At 31.8% G+C, this 22,662-nt stretch carries 16 protein-coding genes, 1 tRNA gene and 1 riboswitch; of the genes, 13 read left to right on the top strand and 4 right to left on the bottom strand.

Translation table 11 applies throughout. The features are described 5' to 3' along the window. Window positions 1-124 precede the first annotated feature (124 nt). The 6 genes from T537_RS0104515 (at window position 125) to T537_RS0104490 (ending at window position 6,761) form a co-directional block, all read left to right on the top strand. Window positions 125-1,213, top strand: a complete 1,089-nt coding sequence (locus tag T537_RS0104515; RefSeq protein ID WP_242839158.1) for an HD-GYP domain-containing protein — start codon at window positions 125-127, stop codon at window positions 1,211-1,213. Between the two features lie 29 nt (window positions 1,214-1,242). After that, a complete protein-coding gene (locus tag T537_RS0104510; protein ID WP_027437924.1) occupies window positions 1,243-2,166 on the top strand; it encodes a DUF3881 family protein in 924 nt (307 codons plus the stop codon). Window positions 2,167-2,465: 299 nt separating this feature from the next. Next, window positions 2,466-3,296 (top strand): DUF4430 domain-containing protein, encoded by an 831-nt coding sequence (locus T537_RS0104505; RefSeq protein ID WP_197017987.1) that lies wholly within the window; start codon window positions 2,466-2,468, stop codon window positions 3,294-3,296. A gap of 19 nt (window positions 3,297-3,315) precedes the next feature. Further along, window positions 3,316-4,212 (top strand): energy-coupling factor transporter transmembrane component T, encoded by an 897-nt coding sequence (locus tag T537_RS0104500; RefSeq protein ID WP_027437926.1) that lies wholly within the window; start codon window positions 3,316-3,318, stop codon window positions 4,210-4,212. A gap of 4 nt (window positions 4,213-4,216) precedes the next feature. Beyond that, on the top strand, window positions 4,217-5,908 hold the full coding sequence (locus tag T537_RS0104495) for an ABC transporter ATP-binding protein (protein ID WP_027437927.1): 1,692 nt from the start codon (window positions 4,217-4,219) through the stop codon (window positions 5,906-5,908). Window position 5,909: 1 nt separating this feature from the next. Next, a complete protein-coding gene (locus T537_RS0104490; protein ID WP_027437928.1) occupies window positions 5,910-6,761 on the top strand; it encodes an ECF transporter S component in 852 nt (283 codons plus the stop codon). A gap of 90 nt (window positions 6,762-6,851) precedes the next feature. Here T537_RS0104490 and T537_RS0104485 read toward each other — a convergent pair whose 3' ends face one another. Further along, window positions 6,852-8,093 carry a hypothetical protein gene (locus T537_RS0104485; protein ID WP_031556531.1) on the bottom strand — a complete coding sequence of 414 codons (1,242 nt, stop codon included), beginning with the start codon at window positions 8,091-8,093 and terminating at the stop codon, window positions 6,852-6,854. Between the two features lie 52 nt (window positions 8,094-8,145). Then, window positions 8,146-8,366: riboswitch (cobalamin riboswitch) on the bottom strand. 133 nt (window positions 8,367-8,499) lie between these two features. Here T537_RS0104485 and T537_RS0104480 point away from each other — a divergent pair. Further along, window positions 8,500-9,480: a 3'-5' exonuclease gene (locus tag T537_RS0104480; protein ID WP_031556530.1), complete on the top strand. Its 981-nt coding sequence runs from the start codon at window positions 8,500-8,502 to the stop codon at window positions 9,478-9,480. Window positions 9,481-9,518: 38 nt separating this feature from the next. Here the strand turns inward: T537_RS0104480 and T537_RS0104475 are convergent, their stop codons facing one another. Beyond that, window positions 9,519-10,487, bottom strand: coding sequence for an MraY family glycosyltransferase (locus T537_RS0104475; RefSeq protein WP_031556529.1), 969 nt, complete (start codon window positions 10,485-10,487; stop codon window positions 9,519-9,521). Between the two features lie 238 nt (window positions 10,488-10,725). Here T537_RS0104475 and glgB point away from each other — a divergent pair, with 238 nt between their 5' ends. The 4 genes from glgB (at window position 10,726) to T537_RS0104455 (ending at window position 18,033) form a co-directional block, all read left to right on the top strand. Then, a complete protein-coding gene (gene glgB, locus T537_RS0104470; protein WP_051637160.1) occupies window positions 10,726-12,687 on the top strand; it encodes a 1,4-alpha-glucan branching protein GlgB in 1,962 nt (653 codons plus the stop codon). 81 nt (window positions 12,688-12,768) lie between these two features. Further along, a complete protein-coding gene (locus T537_RS0104465) occupies window positions 12,769-15,834 on the top strand; it encodes a DUF6240 domain-containing protein (RefSeq protein WP_027437933.1) in 3,066 nt (1,021 codons plus the stop codon). A gap of 139 nt (window positions 15,835-15,973) precedes the next feature. Then, window positions 15,974-17,542 (top strand): flagellin N-terminal helical domain-containing protein, encoded by a 1,569-nt coding sequence (locus T537_RS0104460; protein ID WP_027437934.1) that lies wholly within the window; start codon window positions 15,974-15,976, stop codon window positions 17,540-17,542. Window positions 17,543-17,568: 26 nt separating this feature from the next. Beyond that, window positions 17,569-18,033 carry a flagellar protein FliS gene (locus tag T537_RS0104455; RefSeq protein WP_031556527.1) on the top strand — a complete coding sequence of 155 codons (465 nt, stop codon included), beginning with the start codon at window positions 17,569-17,571 and terminating at the stop codon, window positions 18,031-18,033. A 225-nt stretch (window positions 18,034-18,258) separates the two neighbouring features. Here T537_RS0104455 and T537_RS0104450 read toward each other — a convergent pair whose 3' ends face one another. Then, the gene (locus T537_RS0104450) at window positions 18,259-19,653 is read right to left on the bottom strand and encodes a D-alanyl-D-alanine carboxypeptidase family protein (RefSeq protein ID WP_051554958.1); all 1,395 of its coding nucleotides are present in this window, start codon (window positions 19,651-19,653) and stop codon (window positions 18,259-18,261) included. A gap of 196 nt (window positions 19,654-19,849) precedes the next feature. Between T537_RS0104450 and trmB the strand changes: the two genes are divergently transcribed. Continuing rightward, entirely contained in the window at window positions 19,850-20,491 is a 642-nt protein-coding gene (gene trmB / locus T537_RS0104445; protein ID WP_027437936.1) for a tRNA (guanosine(46)-N7)-methyltransferase TrmB, read from the top strand. Between the two features lie 102 nt (window positions 20,492-20,593). On the opposite strand, the gene T537_RS0104440 is transcribed toward trmB, so the two are convergent. Further along, window positions 20,594-21,970, bottom strand: coding sequence for an AI-2E family transporter (locus T537_RS0104440; protein ID WP_051554959.1), 1,377 nt, complete (start codon window positions 21,968-21,970; stop codon window positions 20,594-20,596). A 454-nt stretch (window positions 21,971-22,424) separates the two neighbouring features. Between T537_RS0104440 and T537_RS0104435 the strand changes: the two genes are divergently transcribed. Continuing rightward, window positions 22,425-22,497: transfer RNA gene (locus tag T537_RS0104435), tRNA-Lys, on the top strand. Window positions 22,498-22,662: the final 165 nt, after the last annotated feature.

Genomic DNA, 22,662 nt, shown 5'->3' with positions numbered 1-22,662 from the left:
TTATAAGTAATTGCAAGTCCTATTATTTTTGTAATGGATACAAATTGGTGTAACCAGGCATAAATACAGTAAAGGACAACTATAATGACCGTGAAAAAAGATATGTTTTTAAATGGGGTATGCTATGAGAAAAGTTAAAGTTGATGATCTTGTGGGAAATGAAATCTTAGCACTTCCAATTGTTTCAGATAATGATATAGTCTTAATTCATGCAGATGTGGTCTTAACTTCCGATCTAATCACAAGAGTAAGGAATATAGGATTGTATGAAATCTATATTAGAGACGATAAAGTTGAAGAAAAAAAGGTTGATATATTGCCTAAAAGTAATGTGCCTGAGCATATATACAAGGTTGAAGAAACCATGGAAGATTCTAAAGTAGTAGTTAAGTCGGTTTTAGAAAAACATATATATAAGCACAATAAAGATTTGTGGCAAATTGGGCAAGAAGCAGAAAAAATAATTAATTCGGTACTAGAGGAACCTGAAGTTGTAACTAATATCACAGAAATAAGGAATGTAAGTACAGATATGTATACCCATTGTCTTAATGTGTGCTCCTTATCAACAATTATGGCTTTAAGACTTAAAATGAGTGAAAAACAGGTGAGAAATGTTTCAATAGGCGCAATTTTGCATGATATTGGATTAAGGTATGTAAATGTGCCATATATTGATATTACTGAGAAGGAGATGAATAAAAAAGATTCTCTAGAATATAGAAATCACACTGTTTATGGATATAGTTCAATACAGGATGAAAGTTGGATTTCTGATACAAGTAAGGAAATAATACTTATGCATCACGAAAGAATTGATGGTACAGGCTATCCTTTTGGACAAACAGGTGATAAACTTAAGTTAGAGGTTAAACTCGTATCAATATGTGACGAATTTGATAGCCTAATCAGTGGAATTGGTAATAAGAAACTAAAGATATATGAAGCAATCGAATTTTTAAAAATAAATTCTGGTGTGAAATTTGATGCAGCAATTACTAATAAATTATTAGAATCAGTAGCGGCATTTCCTGTGGGAATAACCGTAATTACTGATAAGGGTGAAAAAGGTGTTGTTGTGCGACAAAATAAGGATTACACAGATAGACCAGTGATTAGAATGACGTTTCATTCAGACGGAACGCCATATGAAGAAAATGTAGAAAAAAACCTCATGACAGAGCTTACAATGTTCATTATTGATACGGAATAATACAAGGGAAACCTAGAAATGAGTGGCTTATGAACATATATATTAGAGCTTTAGGGTTTAGTGAAATGACTTCTGAGAGTGAAGAAGAATTCATTAAATTAGGAATTGAAGAAAGCTTAAAAGAAAAATTTGTAGTTCACCACGAGGCATTAAATAGAGGCGTAATAATTTTTCGTTTAAGTAATTCAACAGGATTATATGTCTTTGGAAGATATGATGGTAAAGAATTTAAATATGAGTATTATCATCCTTTCGTTGTGGGAACAAGGGTAATAACTAATGAGGAATTAGTAGTGGAAAGACATTTGGATAAAGAATCATATGAAGTGGGTTGTGACGAACTAAAGACAGGTGTAACACTTATTTTTTATTTGCAAAATGTTATGGATTATTTAGACTACTTATATGATGGAGGAGAATTAAAGGTTGATAATTTTAATCCGGATGTGAGAAATTCAGTGGCAAAACAAGCCATAAGACATAAAAAGGTAGCGCTTGCAGGATTATCACTTGGAGGACTTATATTACTACCCACAGCGAAGAATAAGAAAGCAAAAATAAGTGCAGAAGAGGAAAAAAAGAGAAAAAATCTAATTCAAGCAGCTAAAAAAGGTGATGAAGACGCCATTGAAAGTCTAACAATTGAAGATATGGATAAATACAATGAATTGTCACATAGAATTGTTAAAGAAGATATTTTTACAATAGTTGATTCAACCTTTATGCCATGTGGTGTTGAATGTGATCAATACTCAGTAATTGGTGAAATTATGGAGATAAAAACAGAAGAGAATATATACACAGGTGAGACCATGTATATAATGCTTTTGGACTGTAATGACTTGTTTATAACTACAGTAATCAATAAAAAGCATTTAATGGGAGAGCCAGAAATTGGACGTCGTTTCAAAGGTCAAATATGGCTACAGGGAAATGTAAAATTTAAATCATAAACATAAAAGGCATTGATAAAAAAAGACATTTATGGCTGATTTTTTCAATGCCTTTTGTTATTTAAGGAATTTGTAGAAGTTGACCTGCAAATTGCTATGTGATAAAATAAGTACGTTTAAACAGTGATAGTGCTGTTTTTAAAGAGTTCTCATAGTTAAGTGGATATAACGGGGACCTCCTAAGTCTCAATCCCCAGTTCGACTCTGGGTGGGAACATTAATTGAATACGAAAGAATAAAAGGGGCATATAAAAATTCATATGCTCCTTTTATTTATAACTAGAGTAGGTGAAATTAATATGTTTGATAAATATAAGAAGATAAGAATAATAGGAACTTGTTTGCTTTTAGTAGCTTTTGTGATTTTTGTATTTACAGGAGTAAAATTTAGAAGCGTTAAGCAATATAATGATGATGCCAAGAAGATAGCTGATATACAAAATAGATTGCATGAGGAGTATAATAGGCAAAATGGCACGGATACGGATGATAGTAATGAGATAGAATCAGATGGAGCTAATGAGAAAACTAAAGAAAGTGAATTGGATAAATCAGACATAGAAGAAAGTGATTTTGAAAGTGATGCTGATAATAATACAGAAAAATCAGATGAAATTAATGGACAGCAAGATTCAAACCGAGTCACAGATAATAGCAATAAGGACAGCATAGGAAATGATGAAGCTAATGGAAGTAATAATAAAGCACTTCCACAAGATGATAAAAAATATATTAGAGTAAGCGTAAGAGTAACAGCAAAGGCGCTTTTATGGGATGATTATAATTCTAAGCTTCCAGATGCTGTTAAAGAAAAAATACCTGCAAATGGAGAGATAATTTCAACAAAGTACTATTATGTTGAAGAGGGTACAACAGCCCTTAACCTTTTAAAGATGGCTTGTAATGAGGAAGGCGTATCTTTAAAGGCAAGTGGCGGTTATGTAAGCGATATTGCTGGTATTACGCATAAATTATTAGATGGAGCATTAGGAAACGGAAATAATTTTTCAGGATGGACTTATTATGTAAATAATGTTTTTGCAGATAGAGGATCATCTCAGTATGAATTAAAGGATGGAGATAGCATGGTTTGGTGGTATAGTGGAATAAAAGGCGATTACGCACCATAATTAATTGAATGGAGACTATATGAATCAGAAACAGTATGAAAAAGCACATCCTTTGGTGCTTTTATTATATGTGATAACAATGCTTATAGTAACAATGAGTACAATAAATGTAATAGTACTATTATGTTCTTTTTTTACAGGATTGTTAGTATGCATATGTTTAGAAGAAAATAAGAAAAAATTAGTAAACTTAATATCATTATCCATACCAATCATTGTATTTATGATAGGGCTTCAGCCACTTTTATATCACACAGGAAGCAAGGTTTTATTTTATGTTAATGAGTCTGCGGTTTATATGGAAAATTACCTATATGGAGCTGTTATAAGCCTTATGCTGGTATCTGGAATAATTTGGTGTGTCATTTTAAGAATAATGATTGATTCAGAAAAAATGTTTTATTTGTTTGGACGATTATCTCCAACATTAGGTCTTTTTTTTACAATGATACTTAGATTTATTCCTTTGTTTAAAAATCGATTAAAGCAAATTCATGAGGGCCAGCTAGCAATGGGAATAATAAATCCTAGTGCTGGCTTATTATCTAATATGAAATATAGATTAAGAGAATTTTCTATACTTGTGTCTTGGTCTTTAGAAAGCTCAATAGAAACAGCAAATTCTATGGAAAGCAGAGGCTATGGATTAAAGGGACGAACAAGTTATCATAAATTTACTATGAATAAAAGAGACAAAATATTTATTTCTATTCAGATAATGATTTTGGCGTTTCTTGTCTGGGAGCTTGTTAATAAGAAGTATAGAGTATATATGTTACCAGTTATTATTATGAATAAATGGGACATTTTTAATATAGCTGCTCTTGTTTTATTTATATGTGAAGCATTGCTTCCAGTGATAATAGAACTAGTATTTTATGTAAAAAAGAAAAGTATGACAAAAAAGGAGAGCTAATATAATGGGAAAAATTGTTGAAATTAAAGATTTTAGCTTTTCCTATAGTGGAAGTGATGAATTTGCATTAGAGGATATAAATTTAGGAATAGAAGAAGGTAGCATTAATCTTCTTATAGGCAAATCAGGAAGTGGAAAGTCAACCCTTTTAAAGTGCCTTAAAACAGGCATGATGCCAGCAGGAAGAAATAGCGGTAAAATCCTTATAGGAAGCAGAGAAGTTGGCGAAATGAGCCAATTAGAGGCTACTAAGACAGTAGGATTAGTAACACAGAATCCAGATAATCAAATTGTTACAGATACGGTTTGGCATGAGCTAGCATTTGGATTAGAAAATTTAGGGGTTTCTAATAACAGCATTAGAAGTAGAGTTGCTGAAATGGCAGAGTATTTTGGAATATCAGATTGGTATAACAAAAAGGTTACAAGTCTTTCAGGCGGACAAAAGCAGCTTTTAAATTTAGCTTCTGTTATGGTAACAACACCATCGATTCTTTTATTAGATGAGCCAACTGCACAGCTAGATCCAATTGCAACAAAGCGATTTTTAGGACAGATTGCTGCAATTAACGCAGATTTAGGAACAACAATAATTATGATTGAACATAATTTAGAGAATATCTATGAGAAAGTAGATAAGATTGTGGCGCTAGAGAATGGTAAAGTGTTAGCAACTGGGGATAAATCCACAATGATTTCAAAGCTTAGAGAGTTAGAAAGCAACTTAACATTAGGACTACCAAAGGCAGTTAGGGTATATGAAAAACTATCAGAAAAAACAGATAGAATAACTGTTCCACAAGTTAGAAAGTGGATAAAGGAATATTTTGTGGATATGCCAACAAATATTAGAAAAGATGTGGAAAACTATCTTAGAGGACAAGATCCAAATATAAATAGTGATAAGAAGATAAGTCCAATTATTACAATTAAAGATGTGTCCTTTTATTACAATGATAATATAGATAATAAAAAGGTACTTAATAATTTGAATTTACAGATAAATGAAGGTGAAATTACAGCAATTCTTGGTGGAAATGGAGCGGGAAAATCAACCTTACTAAAGCTTTTAACCAATATAGAAAAAGCAAAATCAGGAAAGATAAAAGTAGCTAAAAATAAGAGAATATATATGTTACCTCAGAATCCATTAACGGTATTTACACAGATAAGTGTGGAAGAAGAATTAGCAGAAATAATCCTTCTTAGGTCTGATTTATACAAAGAATTGGATTTGGAAAAAAAGAAGGAATTGGTATATGAAAGCTTAAAAAACATCGGCTTAGAGTCATGTGCCAAAAGACATCCATATGATCTTAGTGGTGGTGAGGCTCAAAAACTTGCCATAGCAAAGATTATGTTAATGAAACCAGAAATCCTTTTGTTAGACGAACCAACAAAGGGACTTGATCCATTCTATAGACAGGAAATAGGCGATATGCTAAAAAAACTAGTGGACAAAGAAGGAATAACAGTTGTAGTTGTTACTCATGATTTAGAATGGACTGCTAGGTATGCTAATAAATGCGCATTACTTTTTGATGGAGAAGTAGCAAGTCTAAATAATACAAGAGATTTTTTTGCAGGAAATATGTTTTTTACTACAGGAGTTAATAGAGTTATGTCTGATATTTTCAATAACTGTATTGTAATGTCAGATGTGGAAAAAATAAAAAAATTATCAAAGGACTGGTAAGATGAGTTATTGGTTAATATCAACAGTAGTATTAATTGTGTCAGCTTTACCTTTAGCACTGCATTATAAAGCTAAGAAGCTTAAGGCAAGGGAAGTTGTTTTAATAGCGTTAATGGCAGCACTTACAGTAGTTGCTAATTTAATATGTGCATTTACAATTCCACTTCATCTAGGAACGAGTTTAGTGATTCTTTCTGGAATAGGTCTTGGCGCACAGGCAGGTTTGTTAATAGGTGTACTTGCAAGGTTTATATGTAACTTTTTTATGGGACAGGGAATGTGGACTCCATGGCAGATGTTAGCTTGGGGTTTGCTTGGTGCATTAGGCGGTATTGCTTTTGCTAAAGTTGAAGTAATTGGACATCTATCAGATAAGAAAAAAGTGTTAAAAGAAAATGTAAATACTGGGATAAAGGCAGTATTATTTCCTCTTGTTCTAGTTGTTTTTTGCGAGTTAATAGCCTTTATAAGCTATTTATTTACAAGAGCTGATAATGAAAGCTTTTTTGGATGGCGATTATATATTTTTGGTTTTTTAGGAATTATTTTGTATGTGATTTTTAGTAGAAGTAAGATACCAACTAATATAATTACAGTTACGGTTTTTACATTTATAACGGTTTTTGTAATATACGGCGGCATAATGAATTTTGCAAGTATGATAACAGGTTCTTCATATATGGGAGCGGGAAGTGAAAGCTATATAAGCTTTGAAACATTAAAGTTGATGTATATAACAGGTGTTCCTTATGATTTTCTACATGCACTTTTTGCTAGCATATGTTCTTTTTTAATAGGAGATAGCGTGATTCAGAAGCTAGAACGAATAAAAATAAAATTTGGTATGTATTAAAAAAGGTATGTGATTTCTCACATACCTTTTTCTTGTATTCACTGTCTTAAAAGTCTCGTCTATGTTGGTCTATAGTGAACACTAATATTATTATAACACGTTATTTTTCTTATTATTTATTGATAATGAAGCAACAGTTACTAAAGAAGCAGCCATTAAAACAACTGTAAGAGAAAGATTTAAGTTATCGCTTGTTTGAGCTGAATCTAGAATAGGAGCTGCACTAGTTTCTGTGTTATTTTCTGTCTCGTTTACTGTGTCGTTTTCTGTTTCGTTATTAGAAACTGTATTTATATATGGTGTTACATAGAAAGGATGAGTAGTATTCTCTAAAGAACTAATGTAAACACTTAATCCTAATAATGCATCACGAGAAGAGTATATGCTATCATCTCCGTAATATGTAAAAGCACCAGCAGTTGTCTGTGACTTAAAGTTGCTAATTAAGGCATTGTACTTAATTGCTGAATTTTCGCTAGAACCATATTCTGATACAAAACCAAGGGAAAGTGCAGTTGAATCTGAGTTTAATGCTCCATAAAAGAATACTGCTCCAGTTTCTGGGTCTGTATAGATTGTACCAGCTGAGTCTGCTGTTGTATTTGTATGCTTAGTTGCAATAGCATCGATTTTTTGTGCAAATTCAGCATCGCTGTTATAAAGTGCTGTCATACCTGTTAATACATTAAAGTCATTATCAGCTGAGAAACCATAGTATTGTACACCTTCATTAGTTGTTATTGATTTAATGGCAGCTGTGAGATTTGTATAAATCTGATCATAGTCTGATAAGAGTGAATGGTATGATCTTGTTGTTGCATATAAACCACTTAGAAGATAAGGATTTACATAATTAGAATCTGCAAATTGACTAGTTGTAACAGCTTTCATCTGCTCATTAAAAATACTAACAATATCGTGTCCTTCAAAGTTAGTTGCATCGATTTTAGCGATTGCAAGAACATCCAAAAGATCAGCGTAGTTAGCAAGTATGTAACCATTACTACTATCAAGAATTAAAGATCCGTCTTCATTTAGAAGCGTCTTAACAGTTTCTAAATATGTATTTAGTTCAGTAGTAATATCTGCCCCTACAGCATTAGCAAGAAGTAGGTCTCTTGAAGCTGTATGGAAATTTGAATTAGTGCTTAAGTCACTAAAAAGATTAGCGTCAGATGTTAAGCAATAATTAGCAGTAGTAATAGCTTGAGCTTTCACATCAGAAACATTTGGTGTTGTCTTGTTTACGTCTGCTTTAACACTAATTGCAGTTGGAATAAGTGCAAGAGTAGTGCAAAAAAGAGCAAAAACATGCTTAATTGTTTTTTTCATAATTTTCCTCTCCGATGAATAATCATCACTTGTCGAACCTCTCACCAGGGGACAGTAAAAAATTTTTGCTAACAAATATCCTGGCTTAGTGTATAAGCCATTTAATTAACCTTCCCAAATGACTTTGGTCTAAGCTTTTGAGGAAAAACCATAAACTAAAGAAAATCAGTGGCTTAAATAATTAAATGTAACACAATACAGTAGAGTGAGCTGCTACGGATTCTAACCGTATTCCTTGCTAGCTAGATAAAAGTTTACATATAAGTTGGAATGTAGTCAAATAATATTTTAGCAAAGTAGTGTGTGAAACACTTGAAATATATCTTAATGAGGTACTTTATTATAATGTATAATTCTTATATAATATAGTCAGGTTATTATAAGCCAAGAGGAGAAATATCAATTTATGAATTATATTATATTAGACCTTGAATGGAATCAAAGTTCCACTGGAAAGGTTAACTCCTTACCTGATATGCCATTTGAAATAATAGAAATTGGCGCAGTTAAGTTAGACGAAAAATTAAGATATAAAGGCGAATGGCAGAGAGTAATTAAGCCAAGAGCATATAAAAAATTACAATCAGCAGTTAAAAAAGTTATTCATTTAACAGAAAGTGATTTAGAAAAGGGCGATTTGTTTGAGAATGCCATAAAAGAATTTCTTGAATGGTGTGGTGATGAATATACTTTTGCAATTTGGGGTAGCATGGATTTAACTGAGCTACAACGAAATATGAAACATTATAAAGTGGATATTCCATTCCCAAAGCCTTTTATATATCTTGATGTTCAGAAATTATATAGTTACATGTACCTTAATGGTAAGGATAAGCTTAATCTAAAAAGTGCAATTCAGGAACTAAAAATTAGAGAAACAGAAGAATATCATTCTGCTCTTTCTGACGCACACTATACTGCCAAGGTTTTGCAAAAAATCGACCTAAAAAAAGTTGGTCATTATACAAGTATAGATACATATTTCATTCCTAACACAAGAAAAGAAGAAATATATCAAAATTATGGTGAATATGAAAAATATATCTCTAGAGGATTTGACTCAAGAGAAAGGGCAGCAGACGATAGAGTTGTAAGAGCTTGCAATTGTATTTATTGTGGCAAAGCAATGAAGAGAAAAATAAAATGGTTTGCAACTAATTCAAAAGTTTATTATGGGCTTTTTGAGTGTATAGAGCATGGCTTAATAAAGGGACGATTTAGAACAAAACAAGCTGATAATGGCCAATATTATGTGATCAGAATTATGAAAAAAACAGACATTGAAGGCGCTAAAAAAATTAAAGACAGACAAAACAAAGAAAGAGAACATAAGCGTTTAAAAAGACAAGCTGAAAGAAGAAATGCAATAAAAAAGAATGAGAAATAAAATTCTCATTCTTTTTTTAATGTCTATTAAATTCAATATTAAACTAGGGCGTAAATAACTGCTAATGCAATTATAAGCTGTATAATAGCGAATCTTGCAACAACCTGTGTATCTGACCATGTCTTATTTTTTCTCATATGGTCATGAATAGGTGTTCTAAGATTTTTCATGAAGTTCTTAGTTTTAAATACACGCATAATTGTAAGTTTAACTAAGCCAAGACCACCATCAAGAATAAGCATAATAGCCATTGGAATAAATAAGAATGGGCTATGAAGCTTTAAGAATGTGATGGCAATAAAAATACCGATTGCTCTTGAACCAGCATCACCCATAAGTAACTGGCTAGGTGAAGAGTTAAACCAAAGGTAAGCAAGTAAGCAAACCACCATAATAATTACGCAATGTCTATATTGTAATTCTGATGAGGCGATTTCATGGAATAGAATATAAGTTGTTGATAAAGTAACAATTGATAATGTTCCACATAAACCATCAACACCATCAGAACAGTTAGTAACATTAATACTTGCCCAGATAAGAATAATTATAAGAATACCATAAACAATTGGATTAAGAGTTATAGTTTTATCAAAAAGGGCTAGTGTAAATGTGTTAGGGTTAAAGTAAAGGAATGTACATGCACAAACAAGAGCAATAACAAAATCAATAAGACCTTTCTTTAATTCTCCCCAAGGCTTTGATGATGCGTCATCAAAATATCCTGAAAGCATCTCAAATACTATTAAGCATAGGTAGATGCACATTTCTATATTAATCTTAACAAAAAGAAGAGTTGAAATTACAAATGTAAGTATAAATACTAAACCAGCTCCTCGAGGCTTACCAACAGATTTTGATCCGTTAATAGCAAATGCTCTACCGGCATCACGTGGTAAAATAGCCTTAGCTAATGAGATAGCTGCAAAGGTAAGTATGAATGCGAATATTACGCCAAAAAATGTAGTCCATTTAAAGTAACTATCGCCTAAAAGATATATAAACATAATGGCCTCCCAAGATTAATTATCTTTTTTATTATAAATTCAAGCGATAGTATAGCACAAAGCAGATAAAAGGGCAAAAAAAGAATGACTTGAGGTCAAAATTTATTAGTAATTATAAAGAAAATATGCTAAACTAAAAAAAGTAAAAACGTTAAGTTTATTTACAAAGGGGAAAGTAAAAGCTAACGAAAGATTATTTAATGTTAGTTTGTAAAAGAGTAAGAGGTGGTAATAAAAAATGAGTAAGGCAAAAATTGAGAAAAAATGCGCATTTCCAGACTATAAGGATATTGCATTTACAGAGCTTGATGCATATCTTTTTGGAAATGGAACACATTATGAAATCTATAACAAAATGGGAGCGCACCTTTGCACAAAAGATGGCAAAGAAGGCGTGTATTTTGTTGTCTGGGCTCCAAAGGCTAAAGAGGTTTATGTTGTAGGCGATTTTAATAATTGGGACGCATACGGATATGATATGAAGAAAATATCAGAGGGTGGCGTTTACGATTTATTTATAGAAGGTGCTAAGGAGAATCAGTTATATAAATTCTTAATTATTTCACAGAGTGGAGAAGCATTATATAAGGCAGATCCATATGCTAATGCTGCAGAATTAAGACCAGCAACAGCATCAAAAATCACAAATCTTAATGGCTTTACATGGAAGGACGAAAAATGGGTTGAAGCTAAGAAAAAGGAAAACCATTTAAAGTCTCCAATGTCAATTTATGAATGCCATTTAGGATCATGGAAAAAGAAAATAGAAGATTCAGATGATGGATTTTTTAGTTATAGAGAGCTAGCAGATAAGTTAGCTGATTATGTATCAGAAATGGGATATACACATATTGAGTTAATGGGAATTGCAGAATATCCATTTGATGGCTCATGGGGTTATCAGGTAACAGGATATTATGCTCCAACAGCAAGATATGGTACACCAGAAGATTTTATGTATTTTGTTGACTATATGCATAAGAAAAAAATAGGTGTAATTCTTGACTGGGTACCAGCTCATTTCCCTAAGGATGCTCACGGACTTGCTAAGTTTGATGGAAGTTGTGTTTATGAATACGCAGATCCAAGAAAGGGCGAACATCCAGATTGGGGAACTTTGGTTTTTGACTATGAGAAGAATGAAGTATCCAACTTCCTTATTGCCAACGGATTATATTGGATAGATAAGTTCCATGTAGATGGATTAAGAGTGGATGCGGTAGCTTCAATGTTATACCTTGACTATGGAAGATCAGATGGAAATTGGATTCCTAATAAATATGGCGACAATGGAAACCTAGAAGCTATGAGCTTTTTAAAGCACTTTAATAGCATATTAAGAAAGAGATTCCCACAGGCAATATCAATAGCTGAGGAATCAACAGCTTGGCCTATGGTATCAGGTGATCCTGATAATGGCGAATGCTTAGGATTTACATTTAAGTGGAATATGGGTTGGATGCATGATTTTACAGAATATATGAAGTTGGATCCATATTTTAGAAAATTCAACCATGGACGAATTACATTTTCACTTATGTATGCATATAGCGAGAATTTCATATTAGTTTTATCACATGATGAAGTGGTTCATTTAAAGAATTCTATGCTTGGAAAAATGCCTGGTGACAGGGAAGATAAATTTGCTAACCTTAAATTGGCTTATGCATATATGACAGGACATCCAGGTAAAAAACTTTTATTTATGGGTCAGGAATTTGGTCAGTGGAATGAATGGAGTGAGAAGAAATCCCTTGATTGGTACTTACTTGAGGATCCTTCACATAAGGCAATGCAGGAATTTACATCAAAGTGTATGAAGCTTTATAAAAAATATCCAGCTCTTTATGCGACAGATTATGATGAAAAGGGATTTAGATGGATTAATGCTAATGACAAGGATAATAGCGTATTATCATTTATTAGAATTAGTCCTTCTGGAAAGAAAAATTTACTCTTTGTTCTTAATTTTACACCAATTGAAAGACCATCATTTAGAATTGGTACACCAATTGCAGGTAAGTATAAATTAGTGCTAGGTGATAATGAAGAAAAACAGGCAAAGCAGATTCAATCAGTTAAGGGAAATTGTGATGGATATGACGATTCATTATTAATTGATCTTGATAGATATGGAATAAATGTTTATGAATTTGACGGTGATGTAAGCCGTTGTTTACCAACAAAAATTGATAGGTAAAAAACATTAACTTATATTTTAACTCCTTGTTTCCGATATTAATCGTAGAGAAGATTAGTACAGGAAATAAGGAGTTTTTTTATGGGTTTAAATATAGATGTAAATACTTTTTTAGATAGAAATGAAAAAACAAGTAATAATTCTATAAATATCTTAAACAATAATATGTCTAAGACGGCAAGTGTAGATAAAACATTTGCCGCTGCTTTTGTGTCTAATGGAGAGAAGAAAAGCATTAATGCATATGATGAACTCCTTTCTGAAGCTAATGATGTAAAATCTCAAATTATGGATAGTGCTAAGGGTGCACAAATTGGATTAAAAGCTCTTATGAAAAAGTTGTCAGGCTCAAGTGTAGCTGATGCTATAGGAATTGATAAAGAGGGCTATAATCTTACAGACGCATCTAAGGATGAAATGCTTACAATTATAGATAAGATAAGAGTTGAACTTGCAATGCATTCAAAGGACTATAGAGCCTATGGCACACCAATTAATAAAGAGGCTTTAATAAAAGCAACAGGAAGTAAAGCTCTAGCTAATGAAGTGTCTAATAGGCTTAATGATAAGGGTATAGAATTAAAAGAAGAAGACTTGGTATCTATAGAAGATACTATGAAAAAAATAGACAAATTAGAAGGCTTAAATAGCAAGGCAAAATTATATATGGTGTCTAATAATGTAGAAGCAACTATTGATGGAATTTATAATGCACAAATGGCTACAAATAGCACATTTAATATGTCTAGCACAATTAGTGATGCAGATCTTGATGGTATGAGAAATCAATTAGTTAGAGTTGTTCAGTCATCTAATTGTGAAGACTTAAAGGCTGCATTAGAAAATGCAAAGCTTTTGTTAAAATCGGACATTCCAGTAACAGCAACTAATCTAGAAAATTTAGAAAAACTAGATTCAGTCGATGTTAACGAAATAAAAAGTTTAACGGGCAAGGCACAAATATTAGATAAAATGGTCGATAATTTAGCCCTTGGTGAGAGCATAAATAATGTTTATGTAACAAGTAAATATTCCAAACTAGAAGCAGTTGAAATGGCTTATGAAGCAAGTAATAATGCTGGTATTAAGGAAATTAAAACTTGCATAGACAATAAACTTTCAATTAACTTAGAAAACATATATAAGGCAGTTAAAGCTAATGATAAAGGGAAGGAAGTATTTGATCCTAATGAAGCTTTGGCCTTAATTAAGGATATAAATTTAGAGGATAATAATACAGATAATGCTAAGGCAAATGCTGCATATTATACATTACTTGAAACAAGAATATTAATGACAAGCAGTGCAAGTGCCTTTTTGGTAAATAATGTAGATAAACTATTATCAACTCCAATAAGTAAGTTAAATGAAGAACTTATAAAGGGGCTTGATAGTACAGGAAATTTAGCAGCTGATATAAGAAGAGCAATAGATGTTAGTACTCGTGTTGAAGAAATTAAAGAAACCCCTCTTTTTGCCTTTAGTAAGCTTATTAATACTAGTGAAGCTGCAACTATTCTCACAATTAACACAGTTGCAAATGTGGGAATGCAAATAAAAAGTAAGCTTGATTTATATGATAAGACATATGAGACAGTTGGAACACAGATAAGACCTGACTTAGGGGATTCTATGAGTAAGGCTGTTAAAAATAGTGCTGTGGAAATATTAAATAGTTTAGGACTAGAAGATAATAAGGCTAATAGAGATGCAGTTAGAATATTAGCTCTTAATGGCATGGAGGAGACAACTGATAATATTAATAAAGTTAAGACAGTAAATGAAACTCTTAAGAACTTGATTAATAATATGAAACCAGAGACAGCCCTTAAGATGATTAGAGATGGTATTAATCCAATGGAAAGCGACATCTCTGATCTAAATGAATATCTTGTTGAACAAAATAGTGAGGCAAGTTTGGCTAATGAAGAAAAGTTTGCAAAATTTTTGTATAAATTAGATAGAACAAACAATATTACAGCAGATGAAAGAAAGATGTTTATAGGCATCTATAGAATGATGAATATTTTTACTAAGGATGCTGGAGAATCGGTTGGTCGTCTTATAAAGCAGGGCGCTGATGTATCTATGGGAAATCTTATTACCGCTTTTGAAAGTAGAAAACACAGTGGTATTGATAGAACAATAGATGACAATACAGGACTAGCAAGCATAGAAGGCGAGATTAACTATTATAAGGCATTATTTAACAATAATAAGAATTATATAACACCTAATACATTGAAAAAAATCGACAATAAATATGGAATTGAAAAGGAATCGGTTAATAAATTTATCAATGATATTAGTGTTGAATATGATTATAGATTAGAGCAGGAATTAGATAATGAATACACAAGAGAATTGCTAGAAAAAAGCAATGTAGAAGATAGGATATATAATAATTTATTACAGGCAGATTTAGAAGAAAATATGGGAAATCTAAGGGCTGTAAGTGAATTAATTAAATCCGATAATTTTATTATTGCCAATGCAGCTATTAGTCCAGTTAAAGTAAAGGGCATAGGAGAAGTAATAGAAAAAATTGGACAAAAGGAAGAACTTGATAATTACATAGAAGAATTAAGGGAAGCTAGTAATGATAGTCTTGAGGCAGCAATTGAGGGTAGATTAGTTGGGACTAATAATGATTCTAGTGCGTCTAATATGATGGAAATGGCAGGAGCAAATGCACTTTCTAATCTTAATTTTGAAATGTTAGAACTGTTAAGAATTAACAATAGACAGTTTAATTATGCATCAAAATTAAGAGACAAAGGAGAGTATAGAATACCTTATACATCAGAGGATGGAATAGGAATGATAAACTTAAAGCTAGTTTCAACATCTGAGTTTAAGGGTCAAATAGCCATTGAATTAGATAGCAAGGAATACGGAAAGACTAGTCTTAATATGCAGGTAAGTAATGATACAATTGCTGCAAGTATTAAGGTAAGTAAAAGTGTGGAAAAAATGGACATTTTAAAGGGCAAGATAAAGGATACTTATGTTAATGATGGTAGTTTTAAACAGGTGGATTTTGTAGAGGAACTAGAAAATATAAATACTGCTATAGGAGAAACACAAGTCTCTACATCTAGCTTATATAGCCTTGCACGCAAAGCTGTTAATGCGCTTGTTTACTAGAAAAACTAAATTTTATTGAAACAAGAAATTACTAATATCGAGTTAAGAAATAGGAAATTGGTCCGATATATATAGTACATGGAAGTTAAAATAAAAAGTTTCTCACAGGGCGGTGGACGGACAAAGAGAGGTTTTTATAATGAGAATTAACACAAATATTTCAGCCATCGTTTCTAATAACGCTTTACAGAAGGCACAGAATGCTTTATCTACCTCAATCGAGAGATTATCATCTGGTTTTAAATTAAATAGTTCAGTGGACGATCCTGCTGGTCTTGCTATATCTGAAAAAATGAGAATGCAGATTAGAGGACTAAATCAAGCCAACAATAACTCTTCAGATGGGGTATCTGTATTAAACACAGCTGAAGGTGCTTTAAGTGAGATTCAGTCTATGCTTGCAAGATTAAAGGAACTTACAGTTCAGGCAGTTAATGATGTTAACTCTGATTCTGAACGTAGAGCTATTCAGGAAGAAATTGATAACATTAATAATGAAATAGATAGAATATCAAATCAGACAGAATTTAATACTCAGTCTCTTATAAATGGTAATTTAACAAGAAGAGTGTATTCAGATTATCAGGGAGTTAATCAGCTTGAATGTACTGATAATTATGTTGCAGGTATTTATGGAGTTACTGTTACTGAAGATGCTAGACAGGCTGTGGCAGTAAGTTCTTTCACAATTTCAATGAATGACACACAGACAATTAGTGCAGGACAGGCAGGAAACATTAGCATTAATGGCTATAAAATTGAAATTGCAGAGGGAGACACTCTAGGAAATATTATGGGAAAATTAGTAGATGGTATGAATAATGCTGGTGGTGAGGCATTTGTAGTAGCATCTCCTACAGATAATGACACAAAATCTAATGGAACTAAATATGCTGGATTTAGTCCATCAACTAATTATACAGGTTCATATTTGGTTATGATGACTAATCAATTTGGATCAGATCAAAAACTAGAGATTAAATGCGATAACATTGAATTAGCTGCAATGCTTGGTATGCCTGAGGCTGGAATTGGCGATGGAATTATTGCAGAAGGTAAAGACTGTGAGGCAGAATTCACAACAACAATATCTAATGGTGTTCAAACAAGAGTTGGTTTTGAATCATCTGCAATTATTTCAACAAAGGGTACAGAAATTACAGTGACAGATGTTAACAATAAGGTATTTAAACTAGATATTCCAGGAAATGTATCAGGAACAATTTTTAATGACCAAAGAAGAACAGACGGAAAGTCTGAAATTGTGTCAAAGGGTAATGCTGAAAAGATCAATCAGGAAGTAACAGATGTTGGTACATTAAGTGTGCATATTGGCGGTAACCAAGATCAGGTAATAGTAATTAATATTCCAGAAATTTCCACATATACACTAAAGACTGAGAATATTAACGTTATGACAGGATATACAGCAACACTTTCTGTTCAGATAGTTGATGAGGCTATAACAAGACTTAATAAGGTTAGATCACAGTTAGGTGCATATGAGAATAGATTTGAACATACTACAAATAACTTAGATGTTTCAGTGGAAAATTTAACTAAGGCTTTATCAGTAATGACAGATACAGATATGGCAGAAGAAATGACAGAATATACAAGTTATACAGTAATGACTCAGGCTGCAACATCTATCTTAGCTCAGGCAAATCAAAGACCGGCAGAAGTATTACAGATTTTAAATAAGTAAGTTTTTAAGAAGAAGGAAAGATAGCCATGAATAATGATTTAATCAGAACATATTCTTATAGGATTTCTCAAGCAAATAGAACAGAATTAGTAGTTATTATTTATGACTTAGCACTTGATTATTTGAAGGAAGCTTGTGAAGTGGAAGAAATTGAAGAAAAAAGACATGCGATTGTTGGAGCACAACGAGCAATAGATGAATTGATTGTTGGACTTAATATGGAATTTGATTTATCTAAGAATTTGTTTGTTATTTATAATTTTGTAAAAAGAAGACTAATAAGTAACTTTACAAGATTTGATAGGGATGAGGTCTGTAAGTTACAAAATATATTATTAAAGTTAAGACAAAGTTTTTATGAAGTAAGTAAGGTGGATGAATCAGCTTCTCTTATGAAAAACACACAGAATGTATATGCTGGTTTAACTTATTCTAAAGCTGGATATTGTGAATCTATATCTGGTAATGCCAATAGAGGCTATATTGTTTAGACAGTTTCTATAAGACAAGACGTCTTATGTATTTGTTTTTGATGTGCTATACCATAGACTCTCCTTGGGTGGGAGAGGGAACTCCCACCTAGAGAATCTCCAATTTTACATCAAATATATAGATTCTGATTTAGATCAGAAAAAATTATGCTTTCCAGTCCCCCTCATTATAAAACCCCTGGCCAAGATTTATTCTTGGTCGGGGGCTGTTAAAGTGTCTTTTTATTAAAATCTTAATTTTCTTTTTGCTCTTCTACGTCTTTTGTAATTAGTTGATGTGTTAAGATAGTAGATTACATATGCAACTAAAGCAATTATTAATACAACTCCAAGCAAAATCCAGATGTTAATATATAGGCATTTTTTGGCGCTATATTTTGAATGATTATCTGTAGCATTTAAGTATGGAAGGGATGAATCCTTAGCTGCTGTTGAAGTGTTTATATTAAGGGTTGTTGTACCTACAACATTATTGCCAAATAAGTATTTAAGGTGAATACCTAATTCACCATTGTTATTGGTTAGGTCGTAGTTATCATCTAATGCAATAGTAACATCGGATGATGAACCAGTATTAGGTATTGTTATAAATGATGCTGTAAGGTTGTAATTTAGCTGCTTTTTTGAGAATACACTAGATGTATAAATTGTCTCATTGGTTAATAGTGAGCTAATATTACTACTTGAAGTTGTGGTTTTTGTAAAGTTATCAAAACCCCATTCAAACAATGCCTTTGTATCAACGAAACGGCTTTCATCACTTGGTTCTTGGAATGTTACACATATTAGTCTCATTCCATCTTTTTCTGCAAAGGTTACAAGGGTATATTGTGACTGGTCTGTAAATCCTGTTTTACCACCCTTGCAATATTCATAGTAGTATTCCCTGCCATATAGCATTTTGTGTCTATGTCTAAAAGTTCTTGGTGTTGCTGTCTTGTTAGTTGCAGGAATAGTATAAGATGAAGAAGTGGAGTCAATATTTACAAAGGTTGCATTGTTATAACATGCCTTTGCAATCATTGCCATATCATAGGCTGTTGTATAGTGATTGCTATCATATAATCCACTTGAGTTAGCAAAGTGAGTATTAAGTGCTCCAACTTCCTTTGCCTTGGCATTCATCATATCAACAAAGCTGTCTAGGTTGCCGGCTACGTGTTCAGCAAGTCCATAAGCAATTTCATTGGCAGAATATAAAAGCATGCCATAAAGTGCCTGTTCAACAGTATATGTTTCCCCTTCTTTAGTGCCTAAATTAGCATCTTCTGTTATATTAACAGATTCGGCAGCAGCTTTTGAAAAAGTGATGTTTTCAGATAAACTGCAATTTTCTATAGTTAATAATCCTGTAAGAATCTTAGTTGTACTTGCAGGATAGCATTTTGTATATGCATTTTTTTCATAAAGAATTGAACCTGTATCTGCATCTATTAATATACAACTTCCGGCTTGCACATTAGGTGCACTAGGCCAAGTTAAATTAGAAGTATCTACATTAGAAACAATGCTACCAGTAGATGAAATGGCAGCAGTAGCATTAATTGCAGGTGTTAAGAGAAGTAAACTAGCACTAAGAAGTGCAACTCCTGCCTTAAGTATTTTTTTAAGTTTTATCATAAAATTTCCGTCCTTTAAGTTTGAAAAAATAATTTATCATCAAAAATCACATTTTATTATAATAATTAATGATAAAAGTGGCAACTTATGGTTTGCTAAACTTTATATTGGCAAAATAGAAAAAATCATTTATAATACGAAAGTTACATAAAAAATAATATCGAAGCTAAGGCTTTAACCATATGCGGAGGAAAAGATGAGATTAAGAAATGTACCTGGCGCAAGAGAAGTTATGGTGGAAAATGAATATGTTTTCACTGATCCTATTGGAATGAAGGGAACTTGGTCTGAAGTTTTTAAGAATAATAATCCAATTCATATTGAAATTGGTATGGGCAAGGGAACTTTTATTACTACACTTGCAAGCTTAAATCCAAGTATTAATTATGTAGGTATAGAGAAGTATTCTTCAGTTTTATTACGTGCTGTAGAAAAACAGGATGAATTACAATTACCAAATTTGAGATTTATTAGAATGGATGCTGAGGCTATTACAGAAGTATTTGGTAAGGATGAAGTTGATAGAATATATCTAAACTTCTCTGATCCATGGCCAAAGGATCGTCATGCCAAAAGAAGACTTACATCAAGACAGTTTTTTGCAAGATATAATGAAATCTTAAAGGCTGATGGAAGAGTAGAATTTAAGACAGATAATGTTGATTTATTTAATTTCTCATTAGAAGAAGTAAAGGAAGCTAATTGGAATTTAGTAGATTATACAAGAGATCTTCACAATGAGCCAAGAATGAATGAAGGCAATGTAATGACTGAATATGAGAAGAAGTTCTCAGAAGCAGGTAATGCAATTTGTAAACTAATTGCCAATAGAGATTAATAGAAATACCCCCTAAATATGTAATTATCTATTTAAGATAGAATTACCTATTCAGGGGGATTTTTTATAGCTTTTATACAAATATAAGTTAGTAATCAATTTTTAGAATTCATCAAATGAATCATAAGGCTTAATCTTTACACTTTTTTTGTTAAGAAGGTGTTGTACAATAAGATTAAGTATATATCCTAATACAGCAACAATAGGTACACCAAGGAACATTCCTAGAATTCCCCATAAGCTACCGCCAACTGTAATACCAAATATTACCCATAATGGTTTAAGACCTGTGCTATCTCCAATAATCTTAGGTCCAATAACAAGACCGTCTAATTGCTGGATAACAAGGATTAATATTGCATATCCAATAACAAGTACAGGGTTAGCAATAATAATAAATAATCCACCAATAACACCGCCAATATAAGGTCCAAAGTAAGGAATCATATTGGTAACACCAACAATTACACTTATTAATACTGAGTATGGCATCTTAAGAATTGACATTATAATAAAGCAAAGAATTCCAATGATTAGGGAATCAAGCGCTTTACCAAAGATAAAGTCAAGGAAGATGTTAACGCAGTTTCTTACTATTATTCTAAATGAATCAGCAGTCTTTTTTGGAAGTGTTCCATAAAGAGCTCTTTTTGCGTGATAGAATAAGTTTTTATGATCTGAAATCATGTAAATTGAAACAATAATAGCAATAATGAAATTAACTAATCCCTTCATAATAGCCATTGAGGTATTAACAAGGTAAGGAATCATATTAGATAGAATTCCTGTTAGGTAATTTGTTAATCTTGGTAATATGCTTTGAATGTAATTGTTAACGTCGTCAAAATTTATAAATGTCCAGTATGAGTGTTTGTCTTCAAAGTTAATAATGAAATTGTAAGTATTGTCATACCAGACAGGTAGTTTATCTATTATTTCCTGCAAACTAAAATAGATTTGTGGAATAACAAATCCAAGTAATATAGCAATAAATCCGATTGCAATAATATAAGCTAGAAGTATTGATAGTATCTTTTTTAGCTTAGCTGACTTAATGTGCAATAGGTTAGTAAAAAAGTTCCTATATATAAGTTTAACCAAAGGATACAAAATCAAAGCAATAAATGCGCCTGTTATAAATGGCCCTAAAAGGGAGAAGAAAGCGGATATTGCTTTAGATGTAATTGATAAGTCGCCAATTAGTTTATATATAAGAATAGAAAAGAGAACGAAAATAAGTCCATAAATTACTATAGATAAGTATTTATCGTTTCTTATAAATTTGAATTTATTAGAGTTATTAGCTGATGGATCATCTGTATTCTCTTTAACTTGATCTTCTTTAATAGGATTAAATTCCACATCTGATATTTTAGAAATGTTTTCTTTTAAAATATCAATGGAGTCTTTTTTGTTGTCCTCATGTTCTGGTTCTTTCTTTTTCTTTTTAAAAAAAGAAGAAAATGATATTTTTTTCATAAGGTCCTCCTTTTGTTGTTTTAAATAGACTATCATAAAAGTTTTATTTCATAAATAAGTAGAGGTAAAAGTTAATTTCTATTTAAGAAAATCGGAAAAAATTAAGAAAAAACAAAGAAAAAATCAATTTTTTTCTAAGAAATTTTCAAAAAAGAATTCAGTGTTTATGCGGGTTTGAAGGCGGAAAATATCAATAATATACAAACACAACCGAAAAAATTTGCAAAAAACACTTGCCAAAAAATGAATCCTCTACTATAATTACATCTCGTTGGGACACAAGTTCTTACGAACAAGTCTTCTTAGTAAATTATAGATAAGATTACTAAGACAAGCAACACTTCATCAGAAAGTTTTCAAGCCTTCAAAAAAAAATAAAAAAAGTGCTTGACAAACAAAACTCACTGATGTATAATAAATGAGGTTCTTACAGAGCTTCAGAAAAACAAAATAAGCACCGCTAGCTCAGTTGGTAGAGCACCTGACTCTTAATCAGGGTGTCCAGGGTTCGAACCCCTGGCGGTGCACTAGAAGGTCTTATGATTTAGGAATTACCTAGGTTGTAAGGCTTTTATTTTTTTCTAACAAAAAAATCTATAAGATTTACAAATCAAAGTCAAATACTCCCACTTAATATTTTTTTAATAAACCCCTAATGCTATTATAATGGAATTGTAACTTGTATTATGATA

The organism is Lachnospira multipara LB2003 (assembly GCF_000702205.1).
Classification (GTDB): domain Bacteria; phylum Bacillota; class Clostridia; order Lachnospirales; family Lachnospiraceae; genus Lachnospira; species Lachnospira multipara_A.
The sequence above is the reverse complement of the archived record's forward strand: the minus strand, read 5'-3'. Positions and strand labels throughout refer to the sequence as shown.